Consider the following 15,125-nt stretch of genomic DNA (forward strand, 5'->3'; position numbering starts at 1 on the left):
TATATTTGTGCGAATCCCCTTTCCCATCAATATTTCCCTAATGGAGGAAAACAAGTGGCGATTTGTTGAACAATGATTGAACAGTTTGTGACAAATGTTTTGCCGATTTATGAACTTTTTCGCTCGTTCGTTTCAAACATTCTCAATTTTGATATGGTAGAAACAAAGAAATGATGTATGGAAGGAGCCCCGAGTGGGCAAAGGGAGGATCGATAGTCATGAAACGGTGGCGCGCGGTGTTCATTTTACCGTTTTTGTTTTTGCTTGGCGGTTGTGTGGAGCGTACGGCCGTGCTCAATCCACAAGGGCCGGTGGCGCGCATGCAGTATGATTTGATCATGTGGTCGGTCGGCTTTATGTTGTTCATTATTGTGGTTGTCTTTACGTTATTTGCCGTTTTCCTCATTCGTTACCGCGAGAAGCCAGAAAATGCCGGCTATGAGCCGCCGGATGAGGAAGGGAACACGCTGCTTGAGATCATCTGGACGGCCATTCCGATTTTGATTGTCGCTGCACTCGCTGTTCCGACGGTGAAGGCGACGTTTGCCTTGGAAAAGCCGCCGACGGAGAAAGTGAAGCCGATCACGATTCATGTAACGGCGGCAAACTGGAAGTGGATTTTCAGCTATCCAGAAGAAAACATTGAAACAGTCAACTACGTCCATATTCCGGCCGGTGTGCCGGTCAAGTTTAAGCTGACTTCCGTGGGACCGATGAACTCGTTTTGGGTGCCGGAATTGGGCGGCCAAAAATACGCGATGGATGGCATGGAGACCGAGCTGATTTTGCAAGCGGACAAACCCGGTTCTTACATGGGGCGGAGCGCCAACTTTTCCGGGGAAAAGTTCGCCCATATGGAGTTTGAGGTCGTCGCGCAAACGGGAGATGACTTCCGCAAATGGGTGAATGAAGTGAAACAAACCGCCCCGAAGCTCGATGAGAAAACATATACGCAAATTTTAAAACCGGGGCTTGTTGGGCGGATGACGTTTTCGAACACCCACTTAGAATGGATCGATCATGCGAAACAGAACAGCCATCATGGGAATGATCACTCCATGAAAAATGAGGGCCAAAGTCATGAAGCGATGACCGAGAGCCATCACCATGGCGAGTAGGGAAGGGGGAGCGAAAGATGAAATGGAGTGAGTTTTTTGTCACCGGCGAGCCGCTCATTTATGCGGCCGATGTCGCCATCGTCTTGACGATGGTCGGCATTGTGTTCGTGTTAACCTATTTCAAAAAATGGAAATGGTTGTGGGATGAATGGCTTACGACCGTTGACCATAAAAAAATCGGCGTCATGTACATTATTTGCGCCGTGCTCATGCTGTTCCGCGGCGGCGTCGATGCGCTTTTGATGCGGGCGCAGCTGACCGCTCCGAATATGAAATTTCTTGATGCCCAGCACTATAATGAAATTTTCACGACGCACGGAACGATTATGATTTTGTTTATGGCGATGCCGTTCATCATCGGCTTGATGAACATTGTCGTTCCGCTGCAAATCGGGGCGCGCGACGTCGCGTTTCCGTATTTGAACGCGTTGAGTTTTTGGCTCTTTTTCTTCGGGGCGTTGCTGTTTAACATTTCATTCGTCATCGGTGGATCGCCGGATGCCGGATGGACGGCGTACTTCCCGTTGGCCGGGAACGAATTCAGCCATGGCGTCGGCAACAACTACTACGCCGTTGCCTTGCAAATTTCCGGGATCGGGACGCTGATGACCGGGATCAACTTCCTTGTCACGATTTTAAAAATGCGCGCGCCAGGCATGACGTTGATGCGCATGCCGATGTTTACGTGGACGATTCTCATTACGTGCGTGCTCATTATTTTCGCCTTTCCGGTATTGACGGTTGCTTTGGCATTAATGACATTCGATCGCGTATTTGGCACGCAGTTTTTCACGATGGCCAACGGCGGCATGTCGATGCTGTGGGCGAACTTGTTCTGGATTTGGGGCCACCCGGAAGTGTATATCGTTATTTTGCCATCGTTCGGCATTTTCTCCGAAGTCGTGAGCACTTTCGCTCAAAAGCGGTTGTTTGGCTATAAAGCGATGGTCGGTTCGATCGTCGGCATTGCGTTTTTAAGCTTTATCGTTTGGGTGCACCATTTCTTTACAATGGGCGCGGGGCCCGCAGTGAATTCGGCGTTCTCCATCACAACGATGGCGATCGCCATTCCGACCGGCGTGAAAATTTTCAACTGGCTGTTTACGATCCGTAAAGGAAAAATTCGTTTTACAACAGCGATGCTTTGGTCGCTGGCGTTCATTCCGAATTTTGTCATTGGTGGCGTGACAGGCGTGATGCTGGCGATGGCCGCGGCCGATTATCAATACCATAACAGCTATTTTCTCATCGCCCACTTCCATTACGTGTTGATCGCGGGGACGGTGTTCGCCTGCTTTGCCGGCTTGCACTACTGGTATCCGAAAATGTTTGGCCATATATTGAACGAGCGGCTCGGCAAATGGACGTTTTGGCTGTTTATGATCGGCTTTAACGTCTGTTTCTTCCCGATGTATTTCCTCGGGCTGATGGGAATGACGCGCCGCATGTACACGTACTCGGCTGGTCTCGGCTGGACGCCGCTGAACGTTGTGGCAACGGTTGGGGCGGCCTTGATGGGCATCGGATTTATCGTGCTTTGCTATAACATTTATTACAGCGCGCGCTACGGCGAGCGCGACATGACCGGCGACCCGTGGAACGGGCGGACGCTCGAGTGGGCGACGGCGTCGCCGCCCATGCATTACAACTTCCCGGTGACGCCGGTGGTGGAAGATATCGATGCATATTGGGTGATGAAGAAAAAATATGGCGGCTTCCACGTGAAAGAAGAAGACTTGAAGCCGATCCATATGCCAAGCAACTCAGGACGTCCGTTTTGGATGTCGGTGGCATTTTTCGTCGCCGGATTCGGCCTTGTGTTCAAATGGTTTGCGTTGGCCATTGTTGGCGCGTTGTTCATTGTGCTTGGGTTGATTCTCCGCTCGTTTGAAGACGATGATGGCTACTATATTCCGGTTGATGAGATTAAACGAATGGAGCAGGCGGCGCGAAAGGGGGCGTAATGAATGGGAGAAGCTGCACATCGCTATGATGAAACGCTGCCGCTGGAGTATCGGACACAAGAGAGTCGGTTGAACATATTGGGCTTTTGGATTTTCCTCGGGGCGGAAGTCGCGTTGTTTGCGACGCTGTTTGCGACGTATCTCGTCTTGTTTCAACGGACCGGCTCGGGACCGACGGCAGGCGAGTTGTTTGAGGTAAAAGACGTTTTGATTGAAACGCTGTTGCTTTTAACGAGCAGTTTTACGTGCGGGCTGGCCATTTTTGAAATGCGCCGCGGCCGCATGAGTGGGTTGCTTGCGTGGCTGCTTGTCACGCTGCTGCTTGGTGCGGGGTTCATCACATTTGAAATTCGTGAGTTCATCCATTACGTCCATGAAGGAGCGACGATGCAGACGAGCGCGTTTTTATCAAGCTTTTTCGTGCTCGTCGGCACGCACGGCGCCCACGTCAGTTTAGGAATTGGCTGGATGATCTTAATCATCATCCAGCTCCTCCAGCGCGGCTTTACGCCGAAAACAGCGCGGAAAGTGTTTATGGTCAGCTTGTACTGGCACTTTTTGGACGTCGTTTGGATTTTCATCTTCACGCTCGTCTATTTGTTAGGGATGGTGATCTAACATGGGTGCGAACGGCCATCAAGAATCATTTCCGTGGAAACATATCATCGGGTTTTTGTTGTCGCTCGTCTTGACGTTTGCCGCGCTTTGGGTGGCGCTCTCGTCCGGGCTGCCGCTCAAGGCGGTCATTGTCATCATTGTGCTGTTTGCCGTCATCCAAGCCAGCTTGCAGCTGTTTATGTTCATGCACGTCAACGAAAGCGACAGCGGCCGCATTCAAACATTCAACATGGCGTACAGCTTCTTTATCGCGGTTGTCGTTGTCGCCGGTTCGATTTGGGTGATGCAGTTTGTGTTATAGAGCGAGGCTGGCCGGGGATTCGGCCAGCTTTTTTCCTCTCCCAAAGGCGATGCGAAAGCACGGCATTTCCGCCATAAAAAAGGCGTCTTGCCTTAATGGGCAAGACGCCTTTTACAATACTTTTGATAAAAACGCTTTCGTCCGTTCGTGCTGCGGGCGGTCAAACAACTCTTCCGGCTTTCCTTCTTCGACGATGTAGCCGCCGTCCATAAACAAGACGCGGTCGCCGACTTCGCGGGCAAAGCCCATTTCATGGGTGACGACAACCATCGTCATCCCTTCATTGGCCAGCTGCTTCATGACCGAGAGCACTTCCCCGACCATTTCCGGGTCAAGCGCTGATGTCGGCTCGTCAAACAACATGATTTTCGGCTCCATGGCGAGCGCGCGGGCGATGGCGACACGCTGCGCCTGTCCGCCAGAGAGGGAATCCGGGTAGGCGTGCGCTTTGTCCTGCAAACCGACTTTGGCGAGCAGCTCCATTGCCTTCGCTTCCGCTTTTTCACGCGGCCATTTGCGCACTTTCATCGGCGCCAGCGTAATGTTGTTGAGCACCGTCATATGCGGGAACAAGTTGAAGCGTTGAAACACCATGCCGACTTCTTCCCGCACTTTATTTAAATTCGTGTCTTTGGCCTTCAAATTGATGCCGTCAATGATAATTTCTCCTTCATCGAAATCCTCAAGGAGGTTTAAGCAGCGCAAAAACGTCGATTTCCCCGAACCCGACGGGCCGATGACAACGACGACTTCTCCTTCGCGGATATGGACGTCGATTCCTTTCAATACCTGAAGCGAACCAAACGATTTTTTCAGCTGGCGTACATCGATCATTGGGTTGAATACTTCCTTTCAAGATAGTGTAAGAGTTTGCTGAGGGAGAGGGTCAGCAACAAATAAATAAACGCGACCGTCAAATACGGTTCCCAGACGCGGTAATATTGCCCCTGTGCCGCTCTTCCCCAATACATCAGCTCTGGGGCAGCGATGACCAGTCCAAGTGAAGAGTCCTTGATCAAGACAATAAATTCATTAGCAAACGGCGGAATCATCCGCTTCAACGCCTGCGGCAAAATGATGTAGCGCATGGCTTGCGCGTGTGTCATCCCGAGCGAGCGGGCGGCTTCCATTTGCCCCTTGTCGATCGATTGGATGCCGGCGCGGAAAATTTCCGCCACATAAGCCGCCGAATTGAGCGAAAGCGATACGATCAGTGAAACGGTTGCGCTTGGCTGGGCGAAAAAGATCGGCATGACACCGAAGTGAACGAGTAAAATTTGCACGACAAGCGGCGTGCCGCGGAAAAAGTTAATGTACCATGCAAATGGCAACCTGATGAGTCGATTGGTTGACATTTTGCCAAGGCCGATGATCAACCCGAGAATTAAACCGGAAATAATGGCGGCGATCGAAACACCAATGGTCAACAACAATCCGCGCAAGAAAAACGGGGCATATTCTATAATGATATCGAAACGGAAATCCATCGGTTCTCACCTTTCTTATGAAAAAGGCGTAACTTATGGCCAGTTACGCCTTTTTCGATCTCGTGTATTTTCACCGTTATTGCGCTTGCTTCAAGCTTTCGATATTCGGTTCAGTACCAAACCACTTTTTGTAAATTTCCGCGTATTTGCCGCTGTCAATCACTTTTTTCAATGCTTCGTCGATTTTAGGTTTCAAGTCGCTTCCTTTCGGGAACATGAGACCATAAAACTCAGATTGGAAGTTTTTCGGGTCAGCAATCGCTTTGATTTTTTTGTCTGGATTGTTTTTCACGTATTCGTTGGCTACCGCGTTGTCTGTGACCACTGCATCAACACCGCCGTTGAGCAAATCCATAATGGCGACGACCGTGTTTTCAAACTTTTTGATATTTTTGTTTTCTTTTCCAAGCAGTTTTTCCACGGCTTCCTGCCCTGTGGTGCCGTTTTGTACACCTACTGTTTTTCCTTTCAGGTCAAGCGCGTTTTGAATCGGGCTTCCTTCTTTAACCATAATCATATGAGTGGATTCAAAATAAGGAATGGAAAAGTCATAGGTTTGCTTGCGTTCATCATTAATCGTAATGCCCGAGATCCCCATGTCGATCTCCTTGCTTTGCAACGCTGCAAACAGCGGATCCCAACCAATGTTTCGCAACTCGTAGTCAAGACCGGCTTCTTTCATAATGGCATCGAGAAGATCGACGTCGAAGCCGACAATTTTTCCTTTATCCATATATTCGAACGGAGCAAACGCCGCGTCCGTTCCGACGATGATTTTTTTCTTTGCTTCCCCACCGCCCGATGACGAGCTTGTTTCCGTTGATTTGCCGTCGCAAGCGGCCAGCGCCATCATCAATGCGGCAACAACGGCCACGAATAAACCCTTTTTCATTTTAAGCTTAAGCATGTTCTAGAATCCCCCTTTGAAATCATTGTCGATGAACGATTATCATACTATCAATATTTTTTTGGTTATGCAATAGGTTTTATAAAAATAATTGTTTGAACATTTTGGTATCCACTCCTTAATAAGAAAATATGTATTTTATCAATGGTTTTATCCTGATCAATAAACACGAATTGAATTTTTATGAAATAATGTTTATGAAAGGGAGTTGCGATTGCCTATGATTCTGAATTTACTAAATATTATATCAGAAAGAGGTAGTGTTGTACATCTTTATTTTAAATTCTTTTATTTTATCGTATTTGGAAAAAAATAAATACTATTGTATAAATATTATTTGTTCCGTTATGATAAGAGTGTAGGTGACAAGACAACAAAGGAAAGGGGAGCACGACATGGTTTTATTTTCAGTCATTGTCTACTTAGTCGGCATGCTGTGGATCGGCTACTGGGCGTATAAACGGACGTCGAATCTGTCCGATTATATGCTTGGCGGCCGCACGCTCGGACCGGCGGTCACGGCGTTAAGTGCAGGAGCCTCTGACATGAGCGGATGGCTGTTGATGGGGCTGCCGGGAGCCATGTACGTGGACGGAGTGAGCGCTGCCTGGATCGTCATTGGCTTGACGCTTGGCGCTTATGCAAACTGGCTGTTCGTTGCGCCGCGTCTGCGCGTCTATACGGAAGTGGCGAACGATTCGATTACGATTCCAGAGTTTTTGGAAAACCGTTTCGGTGATCGAACGAAATTGTTGCGAATGGTATCAGGAATCGTGATCATGGTCTTTTTCACCTTTTATGTCTCATCCGGTCTTGTCTCGGGCGGCGTGCTGTTTGAAAATTCGTTTGGCGTCAGCTATCATACGGGCTTGTGGATTGTCGGCGGTGTTGTTGTTGCGTATACGTTGTTTGGCGGCTTTTTAGCGGTCAGCTGGACCGATTTTGTACAAGGAACGATTATGTTCATTGCATTGATTTTGGTGCCGGTGGTGACGCTGTTCCATACGGGCGGGCCTGTGGACACAGTTGACACCATTCGTGACATTGACCCGAATTTATTGAACTTGTGGAAAGGAACGAGCTTCCTCGGCATCATCTCGTTATTCGCTTGGGGGCTTGGGTATTTTGGCCAGCCGCACATTATCGTCCGCTTTATGGCGATCAAGTCGGTCAAAGAAATGAAAAGCGCCCGCCGCATCGGCATGGGGTGGATGATTTTCTCGGTTGTCGGGGCGATGTTGACGGGTCTTTTTGGAATCGCTTACTTTTCGCAGCGCGGTATGAAACTTGATGACCCGGAAACGGTATTTATTCAGCTTGGGCACATTTTGTTCCATCCGATTATTACTGGGTTTTTGCTGGCGGCGATTTTAGCCGCGATTATGAGCACCATTTCATCCCAGCTGCTCGTCACCTCGAGCTCGCTGACCGAAGACTTGTATAAAGTCGTGTTCCGCCGTGCGGCTTCGGATAAGGAGCTAGTCTTTGTCGGGCGCCTGTCTGTGCTTCTTGTCGCGGTCGTCGCGACGGCGCTGGCGTACACGAAAAACGACACGATTTTAAACTTGGTCGGCTATGCGTGGGCTGGATTTGGCGCATCGTTTGGCCCAGTTATTCTGTTGAGCTTATGCTGGCGGCGGATGACGAAATGGGGGGCGCTCGCCGGCATGGTCGCCGGGGCATTGACGGTTATTCTTTGGACGCAATCCGCCTACTTAAAAGGGCTGCTGTATGAAATGATCCCGGGTTTTGCGGCTGGCTTGGCAGCGATTGTCATCGTCAGCTTGCTGACGAAGGAGCCAGAAGGGAAAGTAGCGGAACAATTTGATCGATTCAAGCAGTTGTTGTCCTAAAAAATAGGCAAAAAGGGTGTCCCTTGCGCAGGGGCACCCTTTTTGTTGTTTCGGACTATTTCACTTGATTCCAATCCGAGTACAAGTCGATGCGCCGGTCGCGCCATGTCGCGACCGATCCTTTTTCCCGCACTTTGCGAAGCAGCGCCAAATCAAGGTCAGCCGTAATGACCATGTCGTCGTTGATCTCGCCGGCCGCGAGTATGCCGCCGGGTGGGAACGGGATGTCGTTGGGCGTGATGACGGCTGCTTGGCCGAAGTTGGCGCGCATAAAATCGACCGTCGGAAGCGCTCCGACCGTACCGGTCGTGACGACATACACTTCGTTTTCGATGGCCCGCGCGTGGCAGCAATACCGTACGCGGTAAAACCCATGCCGGTCGTCGGTGCACGACGGACAGAAGAGGACATCCGCCCCTTTGGCGCGCGCCATGCGGACGATTTCCGGAAACTCGATGTCATAGCACGTCAACATGGCGATCGTCGCTTTGTCCGTTTCAAAGACGCGAAGTCCATCGCCGGGGGCGATGTTCCATTCGTTGGCCTCGGTCGGGGTGATGTGCAGCTTTGCCTGGCGGTGGATCGTTCCGTCTGGCGTAAACAAATGGGCGACATTGTACAGCTTCCCGTTTTGGCGGATGACATGCGTGCCGCCGATCAAGTACATGCCCGTGTCTTTGGCGAGCGACACAAACAGTTCGGTGTATTTTTCGGTATAATCCGGCAAATCATCAATCGTCGCTGGCCGTCCGCCCTCAACTGGAATGGAAAGCAATTGCGTCGTGAAAAATTCCGGAAACAACACAAACTCAGCGTCAAACTCTTGCGCCGTTTTGACGTAATGCGTCACTTGCTCGGCAAACTCGTCAAACGAGCGGATGGTGTGAAGATGATATTGGACAGCGGATACGCGCATAACCGCATCCTCCTTTCTATCGCATATGGCATTGCTTTTCCGGCGAGTCCCTGCATTGCTTCATTCCGTGGTGGGAGAAGGAAAGACAAGGCCGAAGAAGCCTTGCCTATTGTTCCCCGTAGCGGCGGTAAGCGCCGTGATGCGTTGGGCCAACGTATTCGTTTAACGGGAACGAATGGCGAATGGCGGCGGTGATGAACGCTTTGGCGGTGGCAATGGCGTCTTTCACCGGACGGCCTTTGGCCAGTTCGGCGGCGATGGCGGCCGAGAACGTGCAGCCGGCCCCGTGCGTATACGTCGTGTCAATCCGTTCCGATTCGAGGAGTTCAAACGTTTTGCCGTCATAAAGGACGTCCACGGCATAGTCATGCGGAATTTTCCGCCCGCCTTTGACGATGACATATCGGGCCCCGAGTTCATGGATGCGCCCAGCTGCTTCCTTCATGTCCTCGATCGTTTCAATGCGCGGCAGGCCGGACAATTGCGCGGCTTCAAACAAGTTCGGCGTCACGACGGTGGCTTTTGGCACGAGCGTTTCCCGGTAGCACACCGTATTTTCCGGGTGGAGCGGCTCATCCGCCCCTTTGCATACCATCACCGGGTCGACGACCGCGTTTTTCAATCCATGTTTTTCAATGGTGTGCGCCGCCAATTCAATGATATCGGTTGTCGGAAGCATGCCTGTTTTTAAGGCATCAATCCCGACGCCGACGATGATCGTCTCCAGCTGGGCTTCGATCGTCGCCAAGTCCACGGGGAAGACTTGATGCGCCCAACGGTTGTGCGGATCCATGGCGACGATGGTCGTGATCGCCGTCATGCCGTACACGCCAAGCTCTTGGAATGTTTTCAAGTCCGCCTGCAGCCCGGCGCCGCCGCTGCTGTCCGAACCGGCGATGGTTAATGCTTTTGGCATGGTCATCGTCATCACTCCTTTGTTTCAAAAGATGATATCATGAAGCCGATTTCAAGGATGAAATCGTTGCTCTCCATCGAAGCAAGAACCGCCAAACTTGAGCGAACGTGCGACGCGGTTTCTTTCCTGTTTGCGAAATCACTAGAAGGCCGGTGAAAAACGGCTGAGTCCCTTCATCAATGGGAGAACACGTGAAAAGCAGGGTCGATGCACCAAGGTTTTTCTAGTTGAGAAGTGACATTGCAAAGCCGTATCCAGGATTAAATCACCAGCCTCCTAGGGTTCGTAGTAGGAAAACCAACGCCGTTTGGCAAGATTTCGCCACTGGCAAAGAGGCGATTTTGCCCTAGTTTCCCCATTCCATCACCGGATTTCTCAAACGCGATCGGTTGTTTCTCGGATGCGGTAACATTCTTCAAGCGACACCGCTTGTTTTTCCGGAAAGTTCATGGCTTGCTATTTTCATTATACACGGTCCGCTTTGCCGAACGAAAACGATTTGGCATAACAAACGGATACAAAAAAGCCGCCCGCTATGAGCGGGCGGATCGATGGCGGGAATGGGCAGCGATGAGCAGGCGGCCGACCGTGCGCGCTGCCGGCCGCGTCAACCAGCGGTTAGTTGGCGGCCAATGTTTTGCCGAGCGCTTCGCGGGCCGGGACGTAGTGGTAGCCGAGGTCGCGGGCGACCGCTTCATACGTGATTTCGCCGTTGGCGACGTTGACGCCAAGCTCAAGCGCCGGGTTGTCTGTAATGGCTTGGATGACGCCTTTATTGGCGATTTGCAAGGCGTATGGCATCGTAACGTTCGTCAAGGCGATCGTCGAGGTGCGCGGGACAGCGCCGGGCATGTTGGCAACGGCGTAATGAACGACGCCGTGCTTGACGTAGGTCGGGTTGTCATGGGTCGTGACGTGGTCGCTCGTCTCGACGATGCCCCCTTGGTCGATGGCGACATCAACGATGACCGAGCCCGGCTTCATCGCTTTCACCATGTCCTCGGTGACGAGCTTCGGCGCCCGTGCCCCTGGGATGAGGACAGCGCCGATGACAAGGTCGGCCTCGGCGACGGCTTCAGCGATGTTCATCGGGTTGGACATGAGCGTCGTAATTTGGTTGCCAAAAATGTCGTCAAGCTCGCGCAGGCGGTCGGCGTTTACGTCAATGATGGTCACATCGGCGCCAAGGCCGACGGCGACTTTTGCCGCATTCGTGCCGACAACCCCGCCGCCGATGATCGTCACTTTGCCGCGGGCGACGCCAGGGACGCCGCCAAGCAAAATGCCTTTGCCGCCGTATGGTTTTTCTAAAAATTGCGCCCCGATTTGCGCGGCCATCCGCCCGGCGACTTCGCTCATCGGCGTGAGCAGCGGCAGCGTGCGGCCGACTTGCACCGTCTCATAGGCAATGGCAATGACGCCGCTTTCTTTTAAGGCGCGCGTCAATTCCGGGTCAGCAGCCAAATGCAAATAGGTGAACAAAATGAGACCTGGGCGGAAATAGCCGTATTCGCTTGGCAGCGGCTCTTTCACTTTCATCACCATATCGGCTTGCGCCCAAACATCTTCCGCCCGCTCGATGATTTGTGCTCCGGCACGGGCGTAATCGCTGTCGCTGAAACCGCTTCCAATCCCTGCCTCTTTCTCGATCAGCACCGTATGTCCTGCCTGAACGAACGACAACACGCCAGCCGGCGTAATGGCAACGCGGTTTTCGTTATTTTTAATTTCTTTGGGCACTCCAATAATCATCAGTACGGTTCCTCCTCGTCAAAAGTAGCCTTACTTATAGTATAAAAGAGGAGAAAGAGCCAGGCATTGTTCAAAAAAGAGAAAGAAGCGCTCGGTTTTTGTGGATTTCCACAAATTCAACCGCGCGCTTCATATTTGGCCAATTTAATATCGATGTATAATTTGATTTTTTGGTTCATGTCATGGAGATCCAGCTCCGCGATGTCAGCGATCCGCTTTAGTCGATACGTGAGCGTGTTCGGGTGAACATTGAGAACGTCGGCGGTTTCTTGCACGTTTTCATTATGGTCAAAAAACGTTTCAAACGTTTTCACCAAGTCGCTGTGGTGTTTCTGGTCGTACGATTGCAGCTTCGTTAACGCCGGGTTGGTCCATTCCCCTTGCCGCTTTTGTTCAAGCAAAAAATCGAAAAATTGGTAAATGCCGAGCTGGGCATAGCCGTAAACTGACTTGATTTCATCGCCGAGCTTCTCTTTGAGCGCCAAGACGGCGAGCGCTTCGCGGTAGCTTTTTTCAATGAGGCGGTAGGCGCCATATACGCCGCCAAACCCGCATTGCACATCATGGATGTGAAACCGTTCTTTCATTTTGGCGGCGAATGACTCGATGAACCGTTGAAGCTCTTTCAATGGCTGTTCGGTTTTCGGCGCCGCCAGCAAAATGACGTCGCGGCCGTCGGTCGTGTAAAGAGGGAGCGGAAGCTGCTGGGTCGTTTGCAGCAGGTAGGAGATTTGCCGCTCCATTTCATTCGTCAAATCAGCCGCAAAGCGGAAGACGACAACGGCAAACGGCGGCGCTGCCGTCATTTGCATCGCGGCAAGATGCGTGCGGATCTCGTCTTCGGTCGCGATATGGCCGGTGAGCAACTTCCAAAACAGTTCTTGCACCCGCTCTTCTTTTTTGTTTTTGCGCATATACAGCTGCAACACTTTGTTTTTCGCTGCTTTGGCCGCCAGCTTCAGCCATTCCATTTCCTCAGGCGTGAGCGTCCGGTTCGTTTCGAGCACCCAAATGAAGCCGATCACTTCATCGTTTTTCCAAATCGAGACGGCGACGCGGCTGCCGAGGCCGACATCTTCAATGGGCGGCACGCGCACCGGCTCGCGGCTTTTGAGCAGCGCCGGGATGGCGCCCTGTTTCCATAAGCTGTTGATCACTTTTTCCGGCACGCGCCGGCTGATGATCGTCGCCGTCCGCGCGGGATCGGTGTAGTCATCGTGGGCGCTGTAGGCGATGAGGCGATGATTGGCGTCTTCGATCGTCACTGGGCAGCGCAGCACGTCGCTGACGCGGTCGGCAAACTCCTCAAGGCTGTCAAACTCGCCGCGGAACGGATCATAATCGTTACGCATATCGTTTCCCCCGCATCGTCCATGTGATGGTAGTTTCATTTTACCATAATGTATTCTGATGAAGCGGGATGGTTGTATTTCTTGTCGAATGAACAAAAAGCGGGATTCGACAAGGAGGGGGACAACAGTGAAACAATGGGAGATCGCTGTCATTCCCGGCGAAGGCATCGGCAAGGAAGTCGTGCCAGCGGCGTTGGATGTGTTGAAAACGATTGCCGATGTTCATGGAGGATCGGCGAAGAAGGGATCGGCGCCCTCTTGCTGCAAACGATCGAGGACGTCACCGCTGACGGCGTCAAAACCCCGGATCTTGGCGGCACGGCGGCGACGAAGGCATTGGCGGAAGAATTTTGCCGGCGTCTGCATGAGCAAGCTTGACCGGTTCAAGGGCAAGCAGCACCGCTTGCAGTTTCCTTTTGTTCAGGTATACTTGTTGTCGGATGAACTGAACAGAAAGGATGACGCCCATTGTTCAAAAAATGGTTTGGCAAGCAACAGCTGAAGGAAGAGACGATCACCGCGCCGCTTGATGGGACGATCATGCGGCTTGAGGATGTGCCTGATCCGGTGTTTGCACAAAAAATGATGGGCGATGGCATCGCCATTGACCCGACGGACGGGGACGTCGTCGCTCCGGTGGACGGCGAAATCATTCAGCTCTTTCCGACGAAGCATGCCATCGGCTTGCGTTCGGAAGCGGGGGTTGAACTGCTTATCCATGTCGGCATTGACACCGTTTCGATGAACGGGGAAGGGTTTACCGCCTATGTGAAGACCGGCGATCGGGTGCAGCGGGGCGAGCGGCTTCTTTCCGTCGACGTTTCGCTCGTTCGCGAGAAAGCGAAAAGCGCGATTACGCCGATCATTATCACGAACGGCGATGCGCTCGAAAGCCTTGAGAAAAAAGCGGAAGCCTCAGCGGCAAAAGGCGAGACCGTCTTATTTCATGTGAAAATGAAATAAGAGCGGCAGGGGGGACATATGGCGTTTCGCATCCATAAGATTTTAAACAACAACGCCGTTGTCGTGCTCGATGAAGGCAAAGAGAAAATTGTCATGGGCCCAGGGATTGCATTCCAAAAACGGAAAAACGACTTGATTCCCCCAGGGCGCATTGAAAAAATTTTTGTCATGGAAGAAGAAAACGAGAAATTCCAGCAGCTGCTTCGCACGCTGCCAGAGGAACATATCGATATTGCCGAAGAAATTATCAGCTATGCGGAAGGAAAGCTGCGAGCGCCGCTGAGCGACCATATCCATATCGCACTGACCGACCATTTGTCGTTTGCCATTGAGCGGCTGAAACAAGGCTACCGCATTCAAAACAAATTGCTCAATGAAATTAAGGTGTTGTATAAGGCTGAGTATGAAATCGGGTTATGGGCGAAGCAGCTGATCAAAGAGCGGCTTGGCATTGAGATCCCTGATGATGAAGCCGCCCATATCGCTCTTCATATTCATACGGCGAAACTCGACGCCGCCAGTATGAACAAAACGCTGCGGGAGACGACGCTCATTCATGAACTTGTTGATCTCATCCGAACAGAGCTTGGCATATCGGTCGATGAAGAAAGCATTTCGTACCAGCGGCTGCTCACCCATTTGCGGTTTGCCTTAAGCCGCATCGAAAACGGGGAACCGATTCATTCCATGGATGAGGAGATGCTTGCGCTCATTCAGACGAAATATGCGAGCGAGTGGGCGTGTGCGCAAAAAGCTTCGGAATATGCGGAAAAAGAATATGGCATTCGCTTTCCGGAAGAGGAACTCGCCTATATTGCGCTGCATATTCAACGGTTGAGAAAGCGTTGACAAAAACAGCACGTTCCCGTATAATGCAAAGCAGGCAACGAAATATGGCGGGATTGTTACTGCTTCGAGCAGGCAAGACCTAGAACGTATGAAGGGGACGGCAGACGAATGATGCCGTCAGATCGCCCT

Annotated in this window: 15 protein-coding genes; 8 read left to right on the plus strand and 7 right to left on the minus strand. The window is 51.6% G+C overall.

All coding sequences use genetic code 11. The annotated features are described in order from the left end of the window. The first annotated feature begins 218 nt into the window (after nt 1–218). From qoxA to qoxD, 4 genes are read left to right on the plus strand one after another with little or no spacing between them, the layout of a single operon-like run. The gene (gene qoxA, locus N685_RS0105385; protein ID WP_033842311.1) at nt 219–1,118 is read left to right on the plus strand and encodes a cytochrome aa3 quinol oxidase subunit II; all 900 of its coding nucleotides are present in this window, start codon (nt 219–221) and stop codon (nt 1,116–1,118) included. 17 nt (nt 1,119–1,135) lie between these two features. After that, on the plus strand, nt 1,136–3,082 hold the full coding sequence (gene qoxB, locus N685_RS0105390; protein WP_031406491.1) for a cytochrome aa3 quinol oxidase subunit I: 1,947 nt from the start codon (nt 1,136–1,138) through the stop codon (nt 3,080–3,082). A 3-nt stretch (nt 3,083–3,085) separates the two neighbouring features. Further along, nucleotides 3,086–3,700, plus strand: a complete 615-nt coding sequence (qoxC, locus tag N685_RS0105395; RefSeq protein WP_031406493.1) for a cytochrome aa3 quinol oxidase subunit III — start codon at nt 3,086–3,088, stop codon at nt 3,698–3,700. Nucleotide 3,701: 1 nt separating this feature from the next. Beyond that, on the plus strand, nt 3,702–4,001 hold the full coding sequence (qoxD, locus tag N685_RS0105400; RefSeq protein ID WP_031406495.1) for a cytochrome aa3 quinol oxidase subunit IV: 300 nt from the start codon (nt 3,702–3,704) through the stop codon (nt 3,999–4,001). A 111-nt stretch (nt 4,002–4,112) separates the two neighbouring features. On the opposite strand, the gene N685_RS0105405 is transcribed toward qoxD, so the two are convergent. The 3 genes from N685_RS0105405 to N685_RS0105415 form a co-directional block, all read right to left on the minus strand. Then, entirely contained in the window at nt 4,113–4,835 is a 723-nt protein-coding gene (locus tag N685_RS0105405) for an amino acid ABC transporter ATP-binding protein (RefSeq protein ID WP_031406497.1), read from the minus strand. After that, nucleotides 4,832–5,488 (minus strand): amino acid ABC transporter permease, encoded by a 657-nt coding sequence (locus N685_RS0105410; protein ID WP_031406499.1) that lies wholly within the window; start codon nt 5,486–5,488, stop codon nt 4,832–4,834. Before N685_RS0105410 ends, N685_RS0105405 begins: the two co-directional genes overlap by 4 nt. A gap of 76 nt (nt 5,489–5,564) precedes the next feature. Beyond that, nucleotides 5,565–6,395 carry a basic amino acid ABC transporter substrate-binding protein gene (locus N685_RS0105415; protein ID WP_237746872.1) on the minus strand — a complete coding sequence of 277 codons (831 nt, stop codon included), beginning with the start codon at nt 6,393–6,395 and terminating at the stop codon, nt 5,565–5,567. Between the two features lie 395 nt (nt 6,396–6,790). Between N685_RS0105415 and putP the strand changes: the two genes are divergently transcribed. After that, complete coding sequence (gene putP / locus N685_RS0105420; RefSeq protein ID WP_031406503.1) at nt 6,791–8,248, plus strand: sodium/proline symporter PutP; 1,458 nt, start codon at nt 6,791–6,793, stop codon at nt 8,246–8,248. Between the two features lie 55 nt (nt 8,249–8,303). Here putP and N685_RS0105425 read toward each other — a convergent pair whose 3' ends face one another. The 4 genes from N685_RS0105425 to N685_RS0105440 all read right to left on the minus strand — a co-directional run bounded on the left by N685_RS0105425 (nt 8,304) and on the right by N685_RS0105440 (nt 13,184). Then, nucleotides 8,304–9,164, minus strand: a complete 861-nt coding sequence (locus tag N685_RS0105425) for a carbon-nitrogen hydrolase family protein (RefSeq protein ID WP_031406505.1) — start codon at nt 9,162–9,164, stop codon at nt 8,304–8,306. Between the two features lie 106 nt (nt 9,165–9,270). Continuing rightward, nucleotides 9,271–10,086, minus strand: coding sequence for a pyridoxine/pyridoxal/pyridoxamine kinase (gene pdxK, locus N685_RS0105430; RefSeq protein WP_031406507.1), 816 nt, complete (start codon nt 10,084–10,086; stop codon nt 9,271–9,273). 612 nt (nt 10,087–10,698) lie between these two features. Next, nucleotides 10,699–11,832, minus strand: a complete 1,134-nt coding sequence (gene ald / locus N685_RS0105435) for an alanine dehydrogenase (RefSeq protein WP_031406508.1) — start codon at nt 11,830–11,832, stop codon at nt 10,699–10,701. Between the two features lie 116 nt (nt 11,833–11,948). Continuing rightward, on the minus strand, nt 11,949–13,184 hold the full coding sequence (locus N685_RS0105440; RefSeq protein WP_031406510.1) for a PucR family transcriptional regulator: 1,236 nt from the start codon (nt 13,182–13,184) through the stop codon (nt 11,949–11,951). Nucleotides 13,185–13,265: 81 nt separating this feature from the next. Here N685_RS0105440 and N685_RS19965 point away from each other — a divergent pair, with 81 nt between their 5' ends. From N685_RS19965 to licT, 3 genes are all read left to right on the plus strand, one after another. Next, nucleotides 13,266–13,562, plus strand: a complete 297-nt coding sequence (locus N685_RS19965) for a hypothetical protein (RefSeq protein ID WP_237746873.1) — start codon at nt 13,266–13,268, stop codon at nt 13,560–13,562. Nucleotides 13,563–13,652: 90 nt separating this feature from the next. Further along, a complete protein-coding gene (locus N685_RS0105450; protein ID WP_031406514.1) occupies nt 13,653–14,147 on the plus strand; it encodes a PTS sugar transporter subunit IIA in 495 nt (164 codons plus the stop codon). Nucleotides 14,148–14,165: 18 nt separating this feature from the next. Then, nucleotides 14,166–14,996 carry a BglG family transcription antiterminator LicT gene (gene licT, locus N685_RS0105455; protein ID WP_031406516.1) on the plus strand — a complete coding sequence of 277 codons (831 nt, stop codon included), beginning with the start codon at nt 14,166–14,168 and terminating at the stop codon, nt 14,994–14,996. The last annotated feature ends 129 nt before the right edge of the window (nt 14,997–15,125 follow it).

The organism is Geobacillus vulcani PSS1, assembly GCF_000733845.1.
GTDB lineage: Bacteria > Bacillota > Bacilli > Bacillales > Anoxybacillaceae > Geobacillus > Geobacillus vulcani.